This window comes from Psychrobacter sp. CX21 (assembly GCF_057396255.1).
Map to the genome: position 1 here is coordinate 55,566 of NZ_JBXYJG010000016.1, position 23,548 is coordinate 79,113.

14 protein-coding genes and 1 pseudogene are annotated in these 23,548 nt (G+C 38.3%); 9 read left to right on the top strand and 6 right to left on the bottom strand.

Features of this window, described 5'->3' with window-relative positions; translation table 11 throughout:
- The first annotated feature begins 328 nt into the window (after positions 1-328).
- The gene (locus tag AC2SLP_RS09725; RefSeq protein ID WP_486536478.1) at positions 329-979 is read left to right on the top strand and encodes a YcxB family protein; all 651 of its coding nucleotides are present in this window, start codon (positions 329-331) and stop codon (positions 977-979) included.
- A gap of 600 nt (positions 980-1,579) precedes the next feature.
- The gene (locus AC2SLP_RS09730) at positions 1,580-2,050 is read left to right on the top strand and encodes a Dps family protein (protein ID WP_486536479.1); all 471 of its coding nucleotides are present in this window, start codon (positions 1,580-1,582) and stop codon (positions 2,048-2,050) included.
- Between the two features lie 264 nt (positions 2,051-2,314).
- On the opposite strand, the gene AC2SLP_RS09735 is transcribed toward AC2SLP_RS09730, so the two are convergent.
- The gene (locus AC2SLP_RS09735; RefSeq protein ID WP_486536480.1) at positions 2,315-3,772 is read right to left on the bottom strand and encodes an SLC13 family permease; all 1,458 of its coding nucleotides are present in this window, start codon (positions 3,770-3,772) and stop codon (positions 2,315-2,317) included.
- A gap of 336 nt (positions 3,773-4,108) precedes the next feature.
- Between AC2SLP_RS09735 and AC2SLP_RS09740 the strand changes: the two genes are divergently transcribed.
- The 3 genes from AC2SLP_RS09740 (at position 4,109) to AC2SLP_RS09750 (ending at position 5,737) form a co-directional block, all read left to right on the top strand.
- On the top strand, positions 4,109-4,810 hold the full coding sequence (locus AC2SLP_RS09740) for an AzlC family ABC transporter permease (protein WP_486536481.1): 702 nt from the start codon (positions 4,109-4,111) through the stop codon (positions 4,808-4,810).
- Complete coding sequence (locus tag AC2SLP_RS09745) at positions 4,803-5,162, top strand: AzlD domain-containing protein (protein ID WP_486536482.1); 360 nt, start codon at positions 4,803-4,805, stop codon at positions 5,160-5,162. The genes AC2SLP_RS09740 and AC2SLP_RS09745 overlap by 8 nt, the downstream gene beginning before the upstream one ends.
- 179 nt (positions 5,163-5,341) lie before the next feature.
- Positions 5,342-5,737, top strand: coding sequence for a hypothetical protein (locus AC2SLP_RS09750; protein WP_486536483.1), 396 nt, complete (start codon positions 5,342-5,344; stop codon positions 5,735-5,737).
- Positions 5,738-5,943: 206 nt separating this feature from the next.
- Here AC2SLP_RS09750 and cobA read toward each other — a convergent pair whose 3' ends face one another.
- From cobA to AC2SLP_RS09775, 5 genes are all read right to left on the bottom strand, one after another.
- Positions 5,944-6,828 (bottom strand): uroporphyrinogen-III C-methyltransferase, encoded by an 885-nt coding sequence (gene cobA, locus AC2SLP_RS09755; protein WP_486536490.1) that lies wholly within the window; start codon positions 6,826-6,828, stop codon positions 5,944-5,946.
- 352 nt (positions 6,829-7,180) lie between these two features.
- A complete protein-coding gene (locus AC2SLP_RS09760) occupies positions 7,181-10,885 on the bottom strand; it encodes a molybdopterin-dependent oxidoreductase (RefSeq protein WP_486536491.1) in 3,705 nt (1,234 codons plus the stop codon).
- A gap of 247 nt (positions 10,886-11,132) precedes the next feature.
- Entirely contained in the window at positions 11,133-12,704 is a 1,572-nt protein-coding gene (locus AC2SLP_RS09765; RefSeq protein WP_486536484.1) for an NAD(P)/FAD-dependent oxidoreductase, read from the bottom strand.
- Between the two features lie 271 nt (positions 12,705-12,975).
- The gene (locus tag AC2SLP_RS09770; RefSeq protein ID WP_486536492.1) at positions 12,976-15,507 is read right to left on the bottom strand and encodes a bifunctional protein-serine/threonine kinase/phosphatase; all 2,532 of its coding nucleotides are present in this window, start codon (positions 15,505-15,507) and stop codon (positions 12,976-12,978) included.
- 188 nt (positions 15,508-15,695) lie between these two features.
- Positions 15,696-17,201 carry a NarK family nitrate/nitrite MFS transporter gene (locus AC2SLP_RS09775; RefSeq protein WP_486536485.1) on the bottom strand — a complete coding sequence of 502 codons (1,506 nt, stop codon included), beginning with the start codon at positions 17,199-17,201 and terminating at the stop codon, positions 15,696-15,698.
- Positions 17,202-17,609: 408 nt separating this feature from the next.
- Here AC2SLP_RS09775 and nirB point away from each other — a divergent pair, with 408 nt between their 5' ends.
- The 4 genes and pseudogenes from nirB to AC2SLP_RS09795 all read left to right on the top strand — a co-directional run.
- Positions 17,610-20,231 (top strand): nitrite reductase large subunit NirB, encoded by a 2,622-nt coding sequence (nirB, locus tag AC2SLP_RS09780; protein WP_486536486.1) that lies wholly within the window; start codon positions 17,610-17,612, stop codon positions 20,229-20,231.
- A 57-nt stretch (positions 20,232-20,288) separates the two neighbouring features.
- On the top strand, positions 20,289-20,663 hold the full coding sequence (nirD, locus tag AC2SLP_RS09785) for a nitrite reductase small subunit NirD (protein ID WP_486536487.1): 375 nt from the start codon (positions 20,289-20,291) through the stop codon (positions 20,661-20,663).
- A 511-nt stretch (positions 20,664-21,174) separates the two neighbouring features.
- Positions 21,175-22,077 (top strand): OmpA family protein, encoded by a 903-nt coding sequence (locus AC2SLP_RS09790; RefSeq protein WP_486536488.1) that lies wholly within the window; start codon positions 21,175-21,177, stop codon positions 22,075-22,077.
- Between the two features lie 70 nt (positions 22,078-22,147).
- A pseudogene (locus tag AC2SLP_RS09795) lies at positions 22,148-23,548 on the top strand (hypothetical protein); the annotation flags it as partial.

Consider the following 23,548-nt stretch of genomic DNA (forward strand, 5'->3'; position numbering starts at 1 on the left):
TCAAAAATGTACAAACCTTAAAAATTTTAGTAACCGTGTGTTCATTCATTGCTTTTAGTAAATTCGAATCTTTATAATTTATTTTTAATAATTAGGATCTATGTGGATAAAAACATTCACATATATTGAATTAATATATTGGATGATTAGTAAATCGCATTGATGTTGATTTGCACTGATTTTAACTTCAATTGAATTAAATAGATAAGCATCTATAAGTTTCATTTGTAACTACTTTTAGGTAAGATAGCGATACAAAGGCGGATCGCCTGCTAATACAACTATTTTTTGAATCCTCGACCTATTTAACATTTATTTGAGTAAATCTATGGCTCTCTACCCCTACACCCTCCAACCTATCGATATAAATTTAACTGAAGAAGAGTTTCATCAAGCTCAGTACGAATTATTTGAACAAACCAACCCCTCTTTCGGATTGTCCAGTATTAAGCCTAAAGAATGGATAATTATGGCTATTGCGGTTATTGCTGCAGTGGCTGGATTATTGTACGTTAATGGCTATTCAACTATTATATTTTGGGTCATGTTAGCTTTAGTGGTGATCTATCTGTTAGTGCGGACATTTGGAATGAAGTGGTACGTTAAAAGAGAGTTTGAAAAACAGATGGCTGAACAAGAGATGCCTGATGAAATGAAGCAGCTCAAACTTGGTGTACAAAAGCATGGTTTGATTATGTCAATGCCTGCGCCAAATGCAGGTATGCAGCCAAAGTCTATGCGAGGTATGCAAATGCGAGCTTCAAATATGCAACAAGCGGTTATTCCGTGGACATCGATTAAAAGCTGGGAAGAGACCGACGATTACATATTTATGTTATTTGAAATGCAAGGTCAACAAGGCAGTCAAATCATTCCAAAGCGTTTAAAAGCAAATAAGTTTCCTATTGATACCGTTCGTACCCATTTATTAGAAGTTATTCCAGAAAAAGGTTTACAGACTCAAGCAATCACACAGTAAATAAGTCTTAACTGATGAACACAGAGTTGTTAACCCACCCTATATTTAAGCCAACTTTCGTCATCTTTCTATAACATTATAAATTATAGAGTTAGAATAAGTTGGCTTTCCTTATATATATGTATCTAACTATTTAGTTCGTATTATTTTATCGCTAATATATGAATCAGATAAACGAAACATCTAGATGATAAAGCTTATTTACATTTATACCAGTGGATACCATAAAGAATCTTTATCTAAAATATTTGAATTAAATTTTTATGATTAGAATAATAAATCACTATTATAAAAACGTTCAATTTTAATTATTTATATTCATTTGTTATCATAATAATCACTAGATATTTGAGCGATATAATATTTAGGTTATGGCTTAATTATGTTATGTCTTATATAGGTGTGTATAAAACCTATGCCCAATTTTACTTTAGTTAAAATGTATATGATTTAATTCTTATTAGTTTTAACCATAGTTATAGGTATTCTATAATCGCTAAAGTATTTTAATTTTAGATAAGTTCTAAAAATTTAGATCGTCACACGGTCTAAATTAAATTAATCAATAATTAATAATTAATAAAAATAAGGATAAATGTTATGACTACTAACCAAATCGGTCTTGAAAAAAGAGATATGTCAATTGTTATTGAAAAACTAAATAACTTGTTATCAAGCTACCATATCTTTTATATCAACGTTCGTGGTTATCACTGGAACGTTAAAGGTGAGCATTTCTTCTCACTACATGAGCAGTTTGAAGAACTGTATACTGATTTACAAGTTCAAATTGATGAAATTGCTGAACGCGTACTAACGCTTGGTGGGACCCCATTACATGCTTATAGCGATTTTTCTCAGCACAGTAAAATAAGTGAAGATAAAAACGTTTTCGCTGGTAACGACTGTGTTCGCGGTGTTGTATCAGGTCTTCAAGAGCTTATTGAAGAGCAGCGTAATGTATCTGAAGCCGCTGAAGAAGCTGAAGACCAAGGTACAGCTGACTTAGTTGATGACTATGTACTAGAGCAAGAGAAACTTATCTGGATGTACAACGCATTCTTAGGTTAATTCATAAATATGTTTATAAACTTTTAATATGCAATGTGATAGGTTAACCATATTAAAATTGCGATGAATTAATCTTAGCATTACACCATTAGAGATAAATTAAAAGCCCCTGCTATTTAGCAAGGGCTTTTTTAATGACTTTATAATGAGTAGATTGATTGATTCATAATTTAAGCCTTACACTCGTTTAGTACCTGTATACCGCATTTATATCCTGACCATAAGTTATAGCAATAAATCGTAGCAATAGGCTTAAAATTTTTATCAGAGTAGAATAAAATATGCCCAACATGCCACTATTGCGGCAGCAATGATATTGAGTATCACCCCTACCCTGACCATCTCAGACTGCTTGATTAAACCCGTGCCAAATACAATAGCGTTTGGCGGTGTGGCGACAGGTAACATGAAGGCACAAGATGCACCAATTCCTATTATCAATACCAATACTTCTGTAGGTATACCCATTTGTTCGGCAATGGCCACAAATATAGGCACAAGCAAAGCAGCGGAAGCGGTATTAGACGCAAATTCAGTTAAGAAGATGATGAAAGCAGCCATGGCTAACAAGATCAAGAACATCGGCGCATTCATTAGGGCAGTAGCAACTGACTCACCCATCACAACTGATGCCCCTGATATTTTCAATACATTGGATAAAGCAATACCCCCACCAAACAGCATGAGCACACCCCAATCCGTATTATCTGATACTTGTTTCCAAGAAACTAAACCAAGTCCAACCACGGCTACAGCTGCACTCAAAGCAATAATAGTGTCCGTTTTAGCAATATCAAACGTTGCACCGATCTTTTTACTAAATAACCATGCGAGCACCGTTAATATAAAGACGATAATGGTTAATACTCGAGGTTTTGTCCATGGAATTGATGCCGCATCAACAGACTTTATCTGAACATTTAGGTTTGGTTTTAAGATAAAGTACATAGAGCCGATTAGTAAAGGTAATAAGATGATGACCATCGGTATACCAAACTTCATCCAATCGATATTGGCCATATTTAAAGCTTCCGCAGCAATACCATTTGGTGGGGAGCCTGTGATGGTGCCTAATCCACCAATACTGGCTGAGAAGGCAATACCTAATAAGACAAAAACAAATGTGCCTCGATCATTCTCTCTATCTACTTGCGTTAGCAGTCCAATAGCGAGCGGCAACATCATGGCGGTCGTTGCAGTGTTTGAAATCCACATCGATAAGAATGCAGTGGCTACAAAAAGTAAAAGAACTGCGTTCATTAGTCGCCCGCCCGACATAGATATAATCTTTAAGGCAATTTTTGCATCTAATTTTTGTACATGGAGTGCAGCGGCAAGCGCAAAGCCACCAAAGAAGAGATAAATCAGTGGGTTTGAAAAACTTGAAAGGGCTTTTGCTGTATCAAATTCTGGAATACCTATAATCACCCCAACCACCACTACCAACAGCGCAGTGATAGTTACATGTAGTGCTTCTGTAAGCCATAATGCTCCAATAAACACCAATAAGGTCAAGCCCTTATTCACACTTGAATCAAAGGGTAAAATATAAAATAATATTATGCTAACAATTGCAGCAATAGCGGTAATTAATAGCCCTTTGAAAGTACCCTTAGGAAATGTGTCCGTAAAAAGATATTCATTGCCATCGTTAGGTAGATGATCGTCGAGATCATCATTTGGACCTCGTTTGGAGTTTGGATTTGTATTTGTCTTTGACATTTTATGTCCTTATAAAATATTTAACTCATACCATAATGAATAACACCATTTTCAATTAGTATTGTTTATGGATGCAGGATTCGATTAATTGTTCTGGTAAATAATGCCTTGAAAAATCAAACAATGAATAATTGTAAAATTGATTGGCTAAAAAGTCACTAAACAATTTCTAAAAAGTTACTATAAGTTATAAAATACTGTCTATTTTTTATTTATTAAATTATAAAGCACTTAAGAAAAAACTATTTAATGCTAAATATTCTTGTAATTGATAAACTTTATGAAAGCTTTAAGATTAATTTATGGGTATACGGCGTTATCAATAGAGTAAACGATATGACCCCTCAAGCTGGGTATGATTGGCATTTAGGGTTTAAAAAAAGCCTAGCAGTGGCTATAGGCTATGTGCCCGCTGGAATAGCATTTGGGGTTTTGGCTCAAGTAGCAGGTGTTCCTGCATGGGCGACTATATTTTTGAGCATTCTTCTCTATGCGGGCGCCGCGCAGTATGCCTGTATTCCTATGCTAAGCGCAGGTATGGCGATAAGTAGTATAGCCACTAATATCGCTGCTATTAATTTACGGCATATATTTTATGGTATGCCGTTATTGGAAATCATGCCCAAAAATAAGATTGCCAAAGCCTATTGTTTATTTGCCTTAACCGATGAGACATTTTCCGTAATGACAAGCCTGCCTGCTGCGACACGCTCAACATTGATGTTGCCAATATGCTTGTTTAATCAAATGTGGTGGGTGATTGCTAGTGCGATTGGAGTGATGTTAGGCAGTACGTTAAATGACTTGATTCCTCATTTAGATTTTGCACTGGTTTGTTTATTCGCGATATTGGCTTATGAACAGTTTAATAGTATAAAACGTTACTTTCCAATTATTATAGCTATTTTAGCGTTGTTTATGGCGTCATATATCACTAGCGATTGGTTGCTCTTGACGGCAATAAACCTATGTATGCTCCTTATATTGGTACGTGCATATTGGGTTGAATCAAGATCAAGTGGTGTTGATAATGGATAATGGTTATCTCATATTGGCAACCCTAGCAATGGCAGGAGTCACATTTGTAACCCGTGCGTTGCCCGCTTTAATTCCAAAGAGAATACTCGATACGCCTTGGCTGCATCGATTAAATGAAAGCTTACCTTTATCAGTTATGGTACTACTTATATTGACAAGCTTATCCTATCCGTCGCTAACATTAATAAGCGATTTAAGTATTCAAGAAGTATCATTATTTTTGGCTCAATTGGGTGCATTATTACTGGTATTATTAGTCTATCATATGAGTCGTCAATTACTGGTTAGCATGATTGTCGGCATTGCCGCCTTAAATGGGCTATTATGGATGTTTACGTCGTTATCGTTTTAATTGTAGAATTAAATGGGTTTAATGTCTTTAGCATCGGTTAATCAAAAACATAGTAAAGCTTTCATCTAAATCAATCGAGCACTTAATATAAACCCTGACTTAAAACAACCCTGAATTAAAACAAACAAATACTTAGATTAAACCCTTAAAAATTAACAAAGTCACTTATAGGACCAAATATGAAAAACACATTAAAGACCGCTACCTTATTAGCAACGATGGCTATGGTTGGATGCACATCCACAGGCACCTCGACTACTGGTGGGACTGGAAATATCGATATAGGCACGGCGACAAATGCTGGCATGTCCATCTTTAAATCAGCCGTCGATAATCAATGCCGTGAGGAGCTCAACAAACAAAACGCATGGCGCATTGCACGGGCAGCGATGACAGCTGAACAAGAAACTGCGATGCAGTCTAAAATTTGTGGCTGTGTTAGTGATCAAGCACCTCAGCAGGTTACCGTTACCGATATGACAAATGCAGCGGTAGATTCGAATTATAGAGCACAGTTGGTGGGTAAAGTTGTCGCACGCTCACTACAATCTTGCTATAGCTCTATGCTTAACTAATGCTATTTAATAACTGGCTTAATCTTAATTAAAAAAGCTTAGACCAGATTGAACGTAGTTGTTTAGATAAATCAAATCTGTTTTTATTCGCCCTATATTTTGATCTATAATCTGAGCTCTTATTAGTCTATATAAAAACGAGCAGTGAGGCACGAATCTAGGCAATATAAACTAAGGTGTAAGATAGTCATAAAAAGACCAAAGTATTAAGCCACAGAGGATAGGATTTCTTCAACTGTTGAACTGTGAACCGCCTCACTATTTATCGAATTAACTTCATCTCTTATTGGGCTTAGGTCATTAGTCTTCGAATTAAACAGATTGTAGGCAGAAAGCTGATCATAGAGTGCAACCACCTCCCCCATTATCAATAATGCGGGTGTGGGTAGCTTTGCACTGGCTTGTTGTTCGACAATAGACTCAAGTGTCCCAACTAAAACCTGCTGGGTTGGTAGACTTGCATGGCTTACTAAAGCAAAAGGGGTATCACGAGATCGTCCAGCCTTCATCAAACCTGTTGTTAGACTTTCTAAGCGGTTCAGTCCCATATATAGTACGACCGTTTGAGTAGGATCAAGAAGCTCTTTATAGTCTTCATTGGGCTGATTAGTCTTTTTAAACGCGGTCACAAATTTAACAGATTGAGAACACGAACGGTGAGTTAAAGGAATACCCGTACTACTTGAGGCGGCGCTCGCTGCGGTAATTCCAGGAATTGATTCATAATAAATCCCATTATCGACAACCGTTTGCAGCTCTTCCCCGCCACGGCCGAAAATAAAGGGATCGCCCCCTTTTAGGCGCACGACACACTTGTTCATTAGAGCATAAGTCACTAACAGCTGATTAATATCTTCCTGCGGCATTGCATGATTATTGCGGCGTTTGCCAACGAATACTTTTTTAGCATCCATAGCACACATATCCAAAATATCTTGAGACACCAAGCTATCGTAAAGAACCACATCTGCTTGTTGCATTACGCGATAAGCTTTGAGGGTTAAAAGTTCAGGATCACCTGACCCAGCGCCTACGAGGTAAACAACTCCTTTTTGAGCAGGCTTAGCTAATAGCTTAGCCTTATCTTGCATAATTTGTTTGGTAGTTAAGCAGGGTTTTAAATAGTGGTTAGAAATGGCGGGTCGGTTATAGCTTGGCTTTGTCATGCTTGGGTCTAAGTTGCTTGTTAAGGTCATGCTTGGTGTGCTCCTGGCATAGTGCAGTAATCTTTCTAATACGAATCTTTATTAAAGACTCATTAAATATACTGCAACTTATATGCCAGATAGCGAATAAGACGCATAAAGCAATGTAATACATTAAATTACTGCTAAATAGCTTCTGTAGTCTACGAACTACTAATCGGTTACGGCGTTACCTCAATAAGCCTAAGCGATCTGTACTAGCACTCGGTTGATTTGTAGCCATTTTAGACTTTTTTGACTATACCTCCTCAACGGTGGTATTGGTTCTAATAATTTCATTAATTTGGCTAACACACGATCCACAATTGGTGCCTGCTTTAGTATGATGCCCGACACTACTAGAGCTTGTACAATTAAACTCTTTAATCGCTTTAATAATAGTATTCTCACCCACCCCCATGCACGCACACACGATAGCCCCAGGGTCGACATAACCATGTGCTGGCTTGCCTGCCAGTATCCATTTCATGGATGGCACCTCATCCATAGTTATAAAGCACTCATCTAGCCAAGTTATCTTGGGTAAATCGCTGTTTTTAGAGCCTACATACACTGCCATGACCATATGATTTGAGTGTTGATTGTTATTCTCTGTATGCGACCCTGTATTAGTTTCAGTTTCTGCATCACTATGTATATCACAGTATGTATCGCTCAACTGAGCATCTTTTTGAACACCTTTAGAAGGTTGTTTTGAAGCGAATTGCACGGCTAAGCGAAATTTTTTGCGTTTGGCATCACAGATCAAACTTTTGTTAAATTCTAAATTTTGTTGGTTTATATCTGAGTTTAAAGGCAATTGTTTATTCGAGCCTTCAACAGAGTTCCCGTTCAGACGTGTTGAACTTGCAGACATATCTGCATACGCATTGTTCTCATTTAATGATTTAGTATGAGTATCCGATTGACCGTTTAAAGTACTCAATAAATTATTCCAAAAATTATTTTCAATAAGATCCGCAGCAAGTTTAGCGCTGAATATAGCAATGGATAGTGAGACGCTATTTTTTTGACGACTAAGGCTATAAATTAAATTAGGCGTGTTTTTAGAGTGAACTTTTTTATCTTGAGCACTTATTCCGTTAGAATTAATAACCTGCATACGTGATGTATTACTATCTGGGTGGGTGTTATCGAATGATAGTGTGTCGTAATATTGTTCGTCTGCTATAAGCTGACGCAATTCTCCAACAATCCAGTCTCTATAGTCAGGGTGAATAATAATCTTTGCGACACTCTTAATTGATACTGAGCTTGCAAAGACTGCGGAGTTTTTAAGCTCAGGCTGACCCGATACTGGATCAACCTTTGTGGGTACTAATGCGCCTACTCGGGCGCTATTAGCAAAAGCATCACTCCAATGTATCGGCATAAAGGCATCTCCTTCACGCAAATCTGCATTAATTTGAACCTTGGCGATGACACTGGTGAATTTATTTTGATCTGAACCTTTTGAATCAGTTCCATCATTAGACGCTAATACACTTGAATTGAGTTGAATATAGGCAGGTTCACTTAATTGATCTAACGCATTGACATCTGTGTTAGCTTTACTTATCAAATCAATACCTTTGTTAGTGATTACGGTATTGTGAGCGTCTTCTTTCAATAGTCCTAACTTAATTGCATCATTGGGACTAATACTAATAATAGGTTCAGATTGTTGTTGATTAAGTATCGGCGCCAGTGCGGTGCGCGTCATGGTATGCCACTGATCCCGCAGCCTTCCAGTATTCAACCGTAGCTTTAAGCCGTTACGATCTTCTGTTTTGCTAACTACACTTGCATTATTAGCGTGACAATATGCTTTGATAGCATCAACGTCATGGTGGCTATGCACCGCTACAAACTTCAATTCATGTTCAAAATCAGCTCTAGTCATATGAATATGACGCTCTCCCCATTGTATGGGCGTTAACTTATCATACTGCTGCTTAGTAAGAGGCAAAGCCCAACCTAACGAATTTTGCAGACTTTTTGCTATATTTAGATATCGAGGTATTGGTAACGTGCGCTCATTAGGCAGAGGGTTATTATCATTAGAATAATTAATGTCAATTGATCTTTCATTGTCGTCAACCTTGATATCAGCTGACTTCTCTATATTATTGATGGGACTGTTTATATTACTATTGCTAGTACTGTTACTGTTACTGTTACTGTTACTGTTGACAATACTTTTATAGAAGACCTTATTAAAACTATCGTCATTTCTATAGTCGGTTAATCCCACATATTCATTAAAGATATCGCCCACATATTGGTAATCGAATCCATTAAAGCCCATGCGTTTTGCCACTTGTGACATAATCCACCAGTCAGGTTTTGCACTGCCAACGGCAGGCATTAATGGACGCTGACGAGAGATACGACGCTCCGAATTGGTTACCGTACCTGATTTCTCACCCCACCCCTGTGAAGGTAATACAATATCAGCACAACGTACCGTATCACTATCCACTGAGCACTCTGACACAATCACCAAGTCACAATGCTTTAGCGCTCGTTTAAACTTATCCGCTTCAGGGATACTTACAATAGGATTGGTAGCCATAATCCAGATGGCTTTAATCTTGCCGTCTAATATGGCGTCGGCGACATCGCATACTGCTGTACCCTTGTTCGGGCTAATGGCTTTTGGGGAATGCCAATAGTCCGCTACTGCTTGGCGATGTTCGCTATTTTCAAGTTTTAAATGAGAAGCCAGAAGATTAGACAAGGCGCCCACTTCTCGCCCGCCCATGGCATTAGGCTGGCCAGTTAATGAAAAGGGATTGGCGCCATCTTTACTCACACGCCCCGTCAATAAATGCGTATTAATAATCGCATTGACCTTGTCAGTACCTACGCTCGACTGATTCACCCCCATACTAAACGCTGATAGTGTTTTTGGATGGCTCGCTACCAATTTATAAAACTGTTCGATAAGCGTTATATCTACTTGAGTTACTTGAGCCACAGCTTCAAGCGTCCAAGATTTAGCAGCCTGCAAAGCGTCTTCTAACCCATCACAATGTTTTGTATAATCACAGTCTTCAAACCCATTTTGGTGCAGATAGTGAAGTAGTCCATTAAATAAATGCGTATCTGTACCCGCTGTGATAGGTAAGTGAAGATCTGCAAACTCGCAGGAGTCTGTACGGCGTGGGTCAATAACGATGAGCTTTTTGCTTGGGTTGGTCTTTTTGGCTTCCAAATAACGCCCAAACAATATGGGATGACACCATGCCATATTTGAACCGATAAGCACCAACAAATCACATGTTTCCAAATCACTATAGCTGCCAGGCACTAGATCTGCACCAAAAGAGCGTTTGTGACCTGCAACAGCAGAAGACATACAAAGACGCGAGTTTGAATCTATATTATTACTACCAATAAAGCCTTTCATAAGCTTATTAGCAACATAATAATCTTCACTTAGTAACTGACCTGAGGTATAAAACATAACACTATCGGCCCCATATTCATCAATAGTGTTATTTAGTTTTTGAGCAATATCAGCTGTAATCGTATCCCAATCTGATTTGATTATAACGGCTTCTGGCGCGTCATCAGCTTGTGTGGAATCAAGTTTATCTAGTAAAGCTTGTTCGGTAGGTTCATAAGTTTTGCTGGTTGATAAACTGGCATCTTGATGAAATAAATCTTTATATTGAAAAGTGGGCAGCATCGTATTATGTTTACGCTGATAGAACGGCTCAGTTAACCGCCGCTCTACTCCAAGGGTCTGCGCCAATGCGCTACCTTTTGAGCATAGTTTGCCAAAGTTTGCCGGGTGGTTTGGATCGCCTTCAACACTGACCACTCCCTTGTCAATCGTAGCCAATACACCGCAGCCCACGCCGCAATACGGGCAGGTTGTTCGTATTTTTTGAGGGCTGTTACTATCAATGGTAATTGAATCTATGATGTTGCGAGCAGAAGTTTTAGGGTTATACATATCTTGGAGCGGCGTAAATTGAGTTAAAGTCTCTATGTCAGGTGCTGTGATGTTGGTTGTATCATCTAAATTATTATTCGATTGTTTAATAAAGCTTTTATGACTAGTTTTGATAAGATTCTCGCTATAAACTGTGGCTTTTGTCTTATTAGGGTTCGTTATTGCCATTTTTTTTATGACTAAGTGACATTTAAATAATTGGCATTTTAATGAGTGTTATTGTATTGAATGATATTGTTAAATAGGTTCAACCTACTGCGGAAGTACTAAGGGTATTCAAAGATTCTATTCGCTCAGAAGTATCTGGCTTAGTATGAGTATGGTCAGGGTGGTGCAGGTGGATACTGGTTTTACTTTGAATAATGTTCTCATGATTAAGATTTTTAATTGGTTCTATGGATTCGACGGGTGCGAATGCTTCAGATGATAGCTCATTGGCCGTTGATTCATGCAATTTATCTAATAAAGGTTGGCAGTATGCGGCGCCATAGATTAATTCATCCTTAATTTGTGAAATATTTGTTTCATCATTGATTAACTGACCATAAAAATTGCCGTCACTGGTTTCGCCATATAGTACGGCGCCCACCAAATTATCAGCTTGTATATACAAACAATGATAATGTTCATTTTGATCGTCTTTATACACAATCTCTTCCAAAGTTTCTAATTCTTCATCATCAAAACTAATCTGACCTGATGAATACACGGCGATACCTGAAACTTTTAATTTTAATGCTAATGGCACACTGACAAACGGCATCCATGAAGTTTGCTTTTTATGATGTATTAAAACGCTAACCAGAGTATCTACGTGCTGATTTACTGAAGATACCATACCAAAAAGCTCATTATTAAATTCAACACACTCTCCGATAGCATATATATTATCGCAGCTAGATTGCATATATTCATCGACAATAATGCCTCTACTAACTTCTAAACCGCACGCTTTAGCAAGACTGGTATTCGGTATAATACCCACAGCCATAACTATAAAATCTGCCTTTAGCGTCCTTCCATCATCAAGACTTAACCCAGTGACTTCATGATTGTCATTGACTTCAATAGCACGCGTTGATGCTGACAATACCAAGCCAACATCACGTCTCGTTAATTCATCTTGTAGTAGCAATGCAGCTGACTCATTAAGTTGCCGGTTTAACACATACTCATCGACATGGACGACACTCATTGAAGCGCCCTGAGCCTGCAAAGCACACGCCGCTTCTAACCCTAATACACCGCCTCCGATAACCAGCCCCATCTTACCTTGTTTGGCATAGTTACTTAAAATATCTACATCTGCCACATCACGAAACACATGCACCCCTTTTGCCTCAAAGTTTGGAAAAGGGATGACTCTAGCGGTAGATCCTGTCGCGATGATTAGCTTGTCATATAAAACATTGTAGCCATTATCAAGTTTGATAATTTGATGATCAGTATCTATTGATTCAACACTGATTCCTGCAAGCACATCGATACCAAGCGCGTCGTATTCATTTTTGTCATAAAGATAGGTCTCATTAAAGCTTATTTCATTAGCTAATACTGGAGATAGCATAATGCGGTTGTAGCCCACATTTATCTCTTTACTAATGAGAGTTATTGAAGGGCATTCTAATTTGGCTGCACTGAATGCAGTTGCAAGCTTGATAGCCATGCGACTTCCTGCCATACCCGCGCCGATTATGACTATATTACTTGAGCGCTCTATTTCACGAACATCGCTTGAACTTTTTTCAACCGAAGTTAAAAGTTCATTAACTCCATTTTTGCTTGATGACGCACTGATAGCTAAATGATGTTTTGCCATGACAGTCCTTAGACTCTGTGTTGGTATATTCTATTTTTATAGAAAGTTTGCTACATATGGTAACTAGATTTGTTTATAAGCAGGGCTTATACGTTAGCTCATAAAAGTGTTTTATAACCATATTTAAAACAACAAACTTTATTACTTTTTATCCAATTGATTATTACCCATTTACTTTATACCCAAATTTTTTCTTTAATTGGTGCATGACCACATCAATTAATCACACGCAGTATCAGAAGAACAATCAAATAGTCTCACTAAAAATGGATCAAATTAATGGTAGAAATTTAATAAGTAAAAAAACTATAAATATACCCTGTATCAAGCAAATGCCATGCCAAAACAATAATGGGTTTCGTTTAATTAAAGGCTCAGGCTCCTTAAAAGAGGAATTATTATCAGGATCAAAATCTTGTAAAAACTCGCCAATGGCTTGATATCGTGCATTTATGTTTCGGTGTAATGCTCTTAGTAGAGCTTGTTGAGTAGCATCTGGAACTTTATGCTGCCTGAGTAGATGAGTTGGAACGACCAAATCATCAGCTGCGTTCATGAGCATTTGAGACGTGAACGGTAATGACCCAGTTAATAACTCAAAACCGATAACAGCAATTGAAAATAGATCAGAATGCACTCCTTTGGGTGCATCAGTGTAATATTCTGGTGCAGCATAATGTAAATCGCCTACTGGCGGGCGAGTGTTGTCTTTGATAATTGAAGATGCTGCTGAACCAAAATCTATTAATTTGATTGATCCAGTTTTGGTCAATATGATGTTTTCAGGTTTAATATCTTGATGTAGCAAGTAATTACGGTGCATCACTCGCACCGCCATACTGATTTTGGTTAGCAAGTCGAAGGTTTGCCACACATCACAGTGTCCGTTACGAGTCATATAGACTCTTAAGCTTTCACCTTCTATATATTCTGTTAAATGGTATAAGTATTCAGAACTTGCTGGAACAGGATAATAGCGAAGCAGTCCTGAAGCGCCTAATGAAGCGCCTAAACCAGACATACCAGAATTTGAGACATTAGAAATGCCACCATGTGAACGATTATTGCTGGTTTGATTTATTGATGAGTGTGGTTTGGCATCTACATTCGGATTTAATTGGTTCGGATTTAATTGGTTCGGATTTAATTGATTGTGCGCCGTCTCCCCTGCTCGTTTGTACTTTGACAGACTCAGCCCTATTTTTCTTTCTTTTAAAAACTCACGTAAATAATTACCATCATCTACCGTTCTTAAACTCGGGGATTTTAAAACATAATCATGTCCGTCATTATCTTTTACTAAATAAACTTCGCTACGCGCTGTTCGCGAAATTATTTTTGTAATCTCAAAGCCATCAATATATTCTCCTTCCTCAAATCCTGTCGGAATCTTAAATTGTTTAAAATTATTTAAATTGTGATTGTCCGAACTGATCAAGTTTTCAGTACCATTAATGGTATTAGGCTTAGGCTTAGGCTTAGACTCAGTTTCAGAAATATTCGTCATTTCGGTTTGGTTCTCTGAATCAGAAGATAGCTCGGAAAAATTAGGCTCAGATGAATATTTTTCATTGGATACGCTTTTATGTGTATTCATATTATTAGCTTTTATATTATTAGCATTCATAGGGCTAGATAGATGAGTGTGAGAGAGTGACTCAAAATTTAAACTTCCCATGCCTAAGTAAATCATCGTTAAATTATCATTACTGCCTTCATTAAATGAATGATCACATACATCTTGGCTAATACTATTAAGCAGAGACATATTGGCATCAACATTACTTGTTAAGGACTCTATGCTAGAAGTTAATTTGTATTGCAATTCAATAGGATCAATAAACTCATATACACCGTCTGTCATGAGAGCTAAATATTCATTTTGGTGCAAAGTGAATACTTTTTGTTGTAATTTAACAGTTGCGTCAGCGCCTAGGGCTGCAGATAATGCGCCTTTATCTTGCCCGTGATTTATTCGGTGATCGGTAGTGAGTATAGTAAAGCTACTTGCATTGACTCTATATATTCTAGAGTCCCCTGTATGGAACACATGCACACAATCTCCAATGCATAGAACACCAGATAAGGTTGATAATAATGGGGCAACCCGTTGATAAGCTTGTGAAAAATACATGGCATCGTTTGCACTATTCACAGCGTGTTTGATAGCCGCAGCCACTTTATAATTGTCCAAAATTTCTGTTAAATCTTTAATTTGTGTATCGATACCTTCACGTTTTCCATTAGCTTCAGTCATCCACTCTTGAAATATCTTATCTAGCTCACTAATTAAATGCTTTGTGAAAGTATCAATTGCGAGTCGACTCGCCGCTTTCGGAAATTGACAAGCACTTACACCATCCGCCAATACGGTCAATACTGGTAATTGTTCACGCTTGATAAGCTGGCAGGTTTTATGTGTGTTACTTTGTTGGGCTTTGTCTTGGTGGGATTTGAATTGATGTGCGTTGTCTTGTTGGGATTTGACTTGATGTGCGTTGTCTGAATAGGGTTTTAAATCACTAAGTTTTGAATTTAATTTATTTAACTTAAATGTCGTCTTAAAAATGTTTGCGTAATTTACTAGACACGTGGTAACTAGGATGCTGTCCTGATTTTCTTTTTTATGACCTGACATGGTGCAGAAATCGATCCACCAACTGGCAGTGGGTAGGCTTGAATTTGGGGTATTACTTATTTTATTTTGAATATGCGGGGTAATAGTCTTAGTGGTAGCACTATTACTAATATGGTTTAAGCCTTTTGAATCTAAGCTAACTGATCTAGCTAAGTCACTATCCATTGACACGTTTAACTCCTGTCTTTATAGCGATATAAGAGGCGTTTTTATATTAAACGCCTTAGTTTGCACTATTAAAATATTTTATGAGACATAAAGTGATGTCACTTTATATCTCATATGGTATGGCATTAGGTTTCATTTATTAATGCTTATTCATATTGAATGGCAACATTAATGCTTTATGTTACTTAATGGCTAACCTGAATTTCTGCAAATGACCCATCGGGCATCTCTTCTAATATAACCCCTGATGGCTCTTTTAAGAAGAATAATGCTATGAATCCAACCACTGCGGTTACTGCTATGACTATAAAGAAAGCTTGATAGCTCACCATGCTTAATACGGTCAAATAAACGACTGAGCCTGTATTACCGTAAGCGCCTGCCATCCCTGCAAACTGACCTGTCATGCTGCGCTTAATTAAAGGAATTACTGCAAACACAGCGCCTTCACCTGCCTGAACAAAGAATGAACAGAACATAGTAATGATTAACGCCATGGCAATAGGCCAACCTGAATTAACCATACCCATTAAGAAATAACCAACGGCAAGTCCAGCAGTTAGTATAAGTAATGTACTCTTACGACCAAATCGATCACTCAACCACCCGCCACCAGGACGAGACATTAAGTTCATAAACGCATATGAAGACGCGAGTAAACCTGCAGCAACAATAGATAAGTCGAACGTTTCTTGATAGAACAATGGCAACATTGATACAACAGCTAGCTCTGAGCCAAAAGTTGCAAAATAAAGAATATTTAACACACCTACTTGCTTAAAGTCATAACGCTGTGCCTCTGGTACTTCTGTATGAAATACCTCTTTATTATGACGGTAACTGGTAATGAACTCATAAACATACAGTATGGCTAATAGAATATAGATAATGTTGACTGTGGATTGGCTTAACAAACTTACGCCAGTAGGTGATAATTTCCATGCCAAAATTGCCAACGCAAGATACATCGGTATCTTAAATACCATCATTAGCCAAAAGTCACCTTTTGAAGTCACCGTCATGGCACCGTTCTTCTTGGGTTTGAAATACGTTGCACCTTTAGGGGTGTCACGAACTTTGGTATAGAAAATAATACTAAAAATTGCCATAACAACGCCAGATGTTGCACAAGCATAACGCCAGCCTTCATCACCGCCGAACCATGCTGCAAAACCAATAGCAAGCGTCGGTAATAGCATCGCAGCAGCCGCAGAACCAAAATTACCCCAGCCACCATATATGCCTTCTGCGGTACCTAATTCGTTCGATGGGAACCAATCACTCATTAAGCGAATACCCACGACAAAACCTGCACCAATAAAGCCCATTAAAAAGCGCGATAATGCAAGTGTTTCATAGTTTTGTGCAAATGCGAATGTAAAACAGGGTATGGCACCTAGCGCTAAAATACAAGTATAGACAATACGAGGTCCGAATCTATCGGTTAGCATACCTATAATGACTCGGGCTGGAATCGTTAAAGCGACGTTTAAAATTAACAGGGTTTTAACTTGAGGTTTTGTGAGGTTTAAAGTTTCCCCAATGGCAGATAAGAAGGGGGCATGGTTGAACCAGACAAAGAAGGTTAAAAAGAACGCCATCCATCCTAAATGAAGAATTTTGTTTTTACCTGTAAAAGATAAGACATTTAACTTATCCTTGCTGGGTGGTACTGGGGTTGCAGAAGACATAAACCTGTTCCTTAAGATATTCAAAAGATATAAACTAACAATTTGATACAGGTTAGTTCTTGCAATCCCTATGCCATATAAATTAAATCCTTTAAAAACTTACTACTTTTAAATAAATATTTAAGTTTTTATTTAAATACAAATTTTATATAGCCACTTTCATTCTTCAGATCAAAACCTTTTAATGCATATTAATTCATTACTATGAGTTAATTTATTGTACCGACTTATATTTACAATCATATATTAAAACTATTTGTTTAACTGGCATGATTATTGAATGTATATATATAGGCAATAGATATTGACTAATTTAGATGTTGTAATACTGTTTTACAAATACCGTCTTTAAATTTGATCAGTCGATTTCAACCACCCTATTTCATTAATAATGCGAGTAAGTTAAATATGAGTAAGATTCAAGGTTCAGACAAAAACAATTTAGTGGTCATCGGTAATGGCATGGTTGGTCACCACTTTATAGAAAAAGCGATAGAACTTGGTTTAAACAAACTCTATGACATTCATGTATTCGCAGAAGAAGATCGTCCCGCTTATGATCGTGTATATCTTTCAAGTTATTTTGAACATAAAGATGCTAGCAAACTTAACCTTGTCGATTTAGAAGCCTACAAAAATGGTGACATTAAGCTGCATTTAAACCAACGTATTATAGATATAGATAGTGAGAAACGGTTTATAGCAACAGAGTTCGGCGAAAAAATAGACTATGACAAATTAGTGTTAGCGACAGGCTCTTATCCTTTTGTACCACCTATTGAAGGGGGCGATCATTCTCATTGTCAGGTATACCGTACTATCGCAGATTTGGACAAAATCCTAGAGATTGCTAATAAGCCTAAAGTTAAAAAAGGTGTTGTGGTTGGAGGTGGTCTGCTAGGGCTTGAAGCTGCAAAAGCTTTGGTGACGCTAGGACTTGAAACTTATGTTGTTGAATTTGCGCCACAACTTATGGGCGTCCAGCTAGACCCAGCGGGCGGAGATATCCTAAGAAAGAAAATTGAAGCTTTAGGAGTAACCGTATTAACAGGTAAAAATACAAAAGAAATAATTGCAAACAATTCTATTTCTTTAAATCATGACATTCATCAAAAACATACTGACAACTTACGCTTAGAAAAAAACAGCGTTCTCACCATGCAGTTTACTGACGATACCGAGCTTGACACCGATTTAATTGTATTCAGCGCTGGTATCAGACCTCAAGACGGCATTATCAAAAATAATGAAAATACTGGCATTGAACTTGGTGGCCGCGGCGGAATATTAATTGATAACAGTTGTAAGACCAATGCAAGTGACGTCTATGCAATCGGTGAATGTGCAGTCTGGGACAATAAGGTTTTCGGTTTAGTCGCACCAGGCTATACGATGGCGAGTATTTGCGCCGCTCAAATCGCTGGTGATACCGAAAAAACCTTCATAGGCGCTGATATGAGTACCAAACTTAAGCTTATGGGTGTTGATGTGGGTAGTATTGGTGATGCGCATGGTAAAACTGAAGGCAGTTTGAGCTATGTTTATCAAAATCCTAATGAGGGTATCTACAAAAAGCTTGTAACCAGTCAAGACAATAAGAAGCTTCTAGGTGCCGTTATGGTAGGCGATACCGATGACTATAACAACCTATTACAATTGTTTTTGAATGATATGGATTTACCTGATCACCCTGAAAGTTTGATCCTTCCTCATGTTGAAAAACCTACGATGGGTGTTGATAACCTGCCAGATACAGCAGCTATTTGTTCATGCTTTAATGTCAGCAAAGGCGACATATGCGGGGCGGTAGAAGACGGTGCTTATTCACTTGCAGAAGTAAAAAGCTGTACCAAAGCTGGTACAGGCTGTGGTGGTTGTGCTCCCATGGTTAAAGATGTATTGGCTTATAAATTAACTGACATGGGTTTTGAAGTTAATAACGATTTATGTGAACACTTTGCTCATTCTCGTCAAGAGCTATATAGCTTAGTGCGTGTACACGGTATTAAGACATTTGATGAATTATTAACACAACATGGTACAGGGCGTGGCTGTGAAATTTGTAAACCTGCGGTAGCGTCTATTTTATCCTCTTGCTGGAACGATTATGTCTTAGATACTAAGCTTGCGCCTCTTCAAGAGACCAACGACTACTATCTAGGCAATATTCAAAAAGATGGAACCTACTCCGTTGTTCCAAGAATTGCAGGTGGTGAGATTACAGCGGACAAACTTATTGTATTGGGTGAAGTTGCAAAAGATTTTAATTTATATACCAAGATTACTGGTGGTCAGCGTGTTGATTTATTTGGCGCTCGACTTGAGCAGCTACCTGATATCTGGCAACGATTAATCGAAGCTGGATTCGAAACTGGACACGCTTATGGTAAGTCGTTACGAACGGTTAAATCCTGCGTGGGTAATAGCTGGTGCCGTTACGGTGTTGATGACAGCGTAGGCTTAGCATTAACGCTTGAAAATCGTTATAAAGGCGTTCGTGCACCTCACAAAATTAAAATGGGTGTGTCTGGATGTACCCGCGAATGTGCAGAAGCGCAGTCAAAAGATTTTGGAATAATAGCGACAGAAAATGGATGGAACCTATACGTTTGTGGTAACGGCGGTATGGTGCCGCGTCATGGTGAGTTATTCGCTACCGATTTAGATACGGAAACGTTGATTAAATACATCGATCGCATCACTATGTTTTATATCAAAACTGCTGATAAGCTACAGCGTACTTCCAAGTGGCGAGAAAGCCTTGAGGGTGGACTGGACTATCTAAAAGACGTCATCATCGAAGACAGCTTAGGTATCGCAGACGAGCTTGAAACGCAAATGCAGCTGCTAGTAGACAATTATGTTTGCGAGTGGAAAGAAACCATTACCAATAAAGAGAAACTTAAGCGTTTCCGTCATTTTGTTAATAGTGAACTAGGTGATGATAATGTCGTTTTTGTGACTGAACGAGAACAAATTCGCCCAGCAACTGATGTCGAGAAAGAAGCTTTAGAGGCTGTTATAGCTTAAGTGGTTATTCAATGCAGTTGAAATTTAAAGATCAAAAAATTGATTAAGGAAAATATTATGACGACTCAATATATATGCCAACTTGAAGACATTATTCCCGAGGGCGGAGTTTGCGCTTTAGTTGATGGCAAACAGATAGCCATATTTCGCACCCGTTTTGACGAAGTTTTCGCCATTGATAACTTTGATCCCTTTAGCAAAGCAAATGTACTATCGCGCGGTTTGTTGGGTAGTACAATGGTCAAGGTTCAACGAGATGAAGAGTTAGTAAATGAAGAAATCATCTATATAGCATCGCCTATTTACAAACAGCGCTTTAATTTGGCTACTGGAGCTTGCTTAGATGATGATAGCGTCAAACTTGACTGCTATCCTTTGAAGCTTGTTGATGGTGAGATTTTATTATGTTTGGATCAACTAGACGCTGCTTAGCACCTTAAACTCAGGTTACTACTGAATATATATGCGGTTAATGTTTAATAGACCTAATATTCAATGAAAGGTGAGTTTAGCTCGCCTTTTATCGTTTTTATACTATATCACTAGTGATTATAAACCTATTAAATATTGATTTTAAACACTTTTTTATCTTAAATAGCTAATATTTTAAATATTGGAATGTAGCTACGGTAATTAAAATATAATCTAATTTCTAAACGAGTGTTGAGTCAAAGCCATTAAAATTTAAACTTTAGTGAGTGTATTTAAATGTAAATACTATTACGTATATATTGTTTATTTAAACTAATTATAATATATTAATATAGGTTCATATTTTCTTAAGTATTGGTTAACGTCCTATTATCTTTTCAGAAATAATATTTTTTTCTTTTAATATCAATAGTTTAACCTAAATTTTATTATCTATCACTTAATTTGAAGACAAGTCAATATATTTTGAAGTGATAGGATATCGCTAATTTTTAATATCTGGGACACTCTGATGAAGTTATTTAAAAAGTCATTACTTATCTTATCTATTGCAATTTCAACTGGCTTAAATGCTGAAACACGTCAAGTAGGTGAGATTACTTGGGATACTTCAAGGGAAACAAACTTTGCGAATAAAAATGTACCAGATAACATGAGTCATCTGGTTTTTTTCCGCTTACAAGATAATTTATCACCTGAAACTAACGCCAATTTAGCAGTTGATTCTTATTATCATGTCAGTTTGGGTTCTGGACATGTCACTAACCTCCTAGTTTGTACTGGTGAACATACGGTTAGCACACAAGTAACTGGCAACAAATCTAATGATTTGTCTTATAATCCAATGATTGTCAATACTGAAGGCAAATTGAGTTATTTATACCAAGTAAGTGTTAGTGATCAGAATGAGACTGTTGTCTCACCTATTTCTTCAACGGCTACAATTAATGACCAGAATGTTGTAGATTTTATCAATACACTACCCACTCAAAACCATCAAGTTAGTCGTGTTCAGGTTAATTGTCCGCCTGCTACCAAGGTTGTTGAGGTGGTGCCAGAAGTTGAACTATTTGTCCCTTACAGATTAGACGTTTTATTTGAATTTGATAAAGCTGTTATTCAGCCTGTATACAATGCAAGAATTGATAAACTATCAGAATACTTGCGCGAATATCCCGATACCATTGCTAGTATTGAAGGTCATACAGATAGTACGGGTACTGAAGATTATAATCAGGGTTTATCAGAGCGTCGTGCATCTGCTGTTAGAGATGAGCTGGTCAAAAACTACGGTGTGAGTCCCGATCGTCTTACCAGCATCGGTTATGGTGAAAGTAAACCTGTGGCTACTAATAGTACTAGAGAGGGTCGCCAGACAAATAGACGTGTAGTCGCTATCGTCTCGCCAAAATAATATAATTATCTACACTAAATTATTACAACCAATTAAAGCTACATCGTCTTAGGTCTAAAGGAATACTTTTATGAAAACTATCATTGTTAATGTAAATGACGCTGCTCAAATAGTCGTCCAACATAAAGTCATCACTCAAAATGGAAAACCTACTGTTGTTAAAGCAGCTAAAAACGTCAATTATGAGCTAACTGTTGAGGAAACAGGTTTCGCACCTCATCATATAGTGACTAAACGTCAAGGCAATGATTTATTAGTAGCCTTTGATAAAGACCACAAAGAAGCCGACTTAGTTATTGAAGGGTTTTACAACGACGATAACAGTGCTTTGATTGGTAAGCATGAAAGTGGTTCTTATTACTACTATATCCCTGACACAACATTAGCTGAAGATTATGTTACTAATCTAACTGATGGAGAATTAGAAGGTCAAGCCTTAGGAGGCCCCCCCCAGCCTACGCCATGGTGGATTGGTGTTGATCAAGAAGGCGTTGGTATTTGGCCATGGCTTGCAGGTCTAGCGGGTATTGGCTTGATAGCTGCTGCACTTGATGATGACGATGATGATACACCTGCACCTGCACCTGCACCTGCACCAGACACCGCTGCCCCAAGCGCTCCTACTGCCGTTGAAATCGGTGATGGTGATGACTTTATCACGCCTGACGAGATTGACGCAGATGGCAACGTACCCGTTACCGTCACCATACCAGATGACGCCGAAGCCGGTGATGTTGTTGACGTTAACGGCGTAGAAACCACCCTTACTGACGATGACATCACCGCAGGTGAAGTCGTGGTTGACGTACCAGCACCCGCTGAAGATGAAATGCTTGAAGTAGAAGCCACCATCACTGACCCAGCTGGTAACGAGAGTGACCCAACAACTGACAGCGCCACACGTGACACCGCTGCCCCAAGCGCTCCTACTGCCGTTGAAATCGGTGATGGTGATGACTTTATCACGCCTGACGAGATTGACGCAGATGGCAACGTACCGGTTACCGTCACCCTACCAGGTGGCGTAGAAGTTGGTGACACGCTAACTGTCAATGGTGAAGACAAAGTCCTTACCCAAACAGACGTAGACACCGGTGAAGTTGTGGTTGACGTACCCGCTCCAGCAGAAGGCGAAACCTTAGACGTTAACGCCACCATCACCGACCAAGCTGGTAACACCAGTGATCCGGCAACTGACAGCGCCACCATAGACACTACCGCACCAACCGCACCAGAAGTTGCGATTGGTAACGGTGACGAGTTCATTACTGAAGACGAAATCGACGCAGACGGTAACGTACCAGTCACGGTTACCCTACCAGAAGATGCTGAAGCGGGCGATGTGGTCACGGTTAACGGACAAGACACCGTACTCACTGAAGAAGACATCACAAACGGTGAAGTCGTGGTTGACGTACCCGCCCCAGCCGAAGGCGAGACCTTAGAGGTTGAAGCCACCATTACTGATGCT

What these genes read in the sequence shown, in the direction of transcription:
- AC2SLP_RS09725 (WP_486536478.1), top strand. Translation starts at nt 329, where the DNA reads ATGGCTCTCTACCCCTACACCCTCCAACCTATCGATATAAATTTAACT.
- AC2SLP_RS09730 (WP_486536479.1), top strand. Translation starts at nt 1,580, where the DNA reads ATGACTACTAACCAAATCGGTCTTGAAAAAAGAGATATGTCAATTGTT.
- AC2SLP_RS09735 (WP_486536480.1), bottom strand. Translation starts at nt 3,772, where the DNA reads ATGTCAAAGACAAATACAAATCCAAACTCCAAACGAGGTCCAAATGAT.
- AC2SLP_RS09740 (WP_486536481.1), top strand. Translation starts at nt 4,109, where the DNA reads ATGACCCCTCAAGCTGGGTATGATTGGCATTTAGGGTTTAAAAAAAGC.
- AC2SLP_RS09745 (WP_486536482.1), top strand. Translation starts at nt 4,803, where the DNA reads ATGGATAATGGTTATCTCATATTGGCAACCCTAGCAATGGCAGGAGTC.
- AC2SLP_RS09750 (WP_486536483.1), top strand. Translation starts at nt 5,342, where the DNA reads ATGAAAAACACATTAAAGACCGCTACCTTATTAGCAACGATGGCTATG.
- cobA (WP_486536490.1), bottom strand. Translation starts at nt 6,828, where the DNA reads ATGCAAGATAAGGCTAAGCTATTAGCTAAGCCTGCTCAAAAAGGAGTT.
- AC2SLP_RS09760 (WP_486536491.1), bottom strand. Translation starts at nt 10,885, where the DNA reads ATGTATAACCCTAAAACTTCTGCTCGCAACATCATAGATTCAATTACC.
- AC2SLP_RS09765 (WP_486536484.1), bottom strand. Translation starts at nt 12,704, where the DNA reads ATGGCAAAACATCATTTAGCTATCAGTGCGTCATCAAGCAAAAATGGA.
- AC2SLP_RS09770 (WP_486536492.1), bottom strand. Translation starts at nt 15,507, where the DNA reads ATGGATAGTGACTTAGCTAGATCAGTTAGCTTAGATTCAAAAGGCTTA.
- AC2SLP_RS09775 (WP_486536485.1), bottom strand. Translation starts at nt 17,201, where the DNA reads ATGTCTTCTGCAACCCCAGTACCACCCAGCAAGGATAAGTTAAATGTC.
- nirB (WP_486536486.1), top strand. Translation starts at nt 17,610, where the DNA reads ATGAGTAAGATTCAAGGTTCAGACAAAAACAATTTAGTGGTCATCGGT.
- nirD (WP_486536487.1), top strand. Translation starts at nt 20,289, where the DNA reads ATGACGACTCAATATATATGCCAACTTGAAGACATTATTCCCGAGGGC.
- AC2SLP_RS09790 (WP_486536488.1), top strand. Translation starts at nt 21,175, where the DNA reads ATGAAGTTATTTAAAAAGTCATTACTTATCTTATCTATTGCAATTTCA.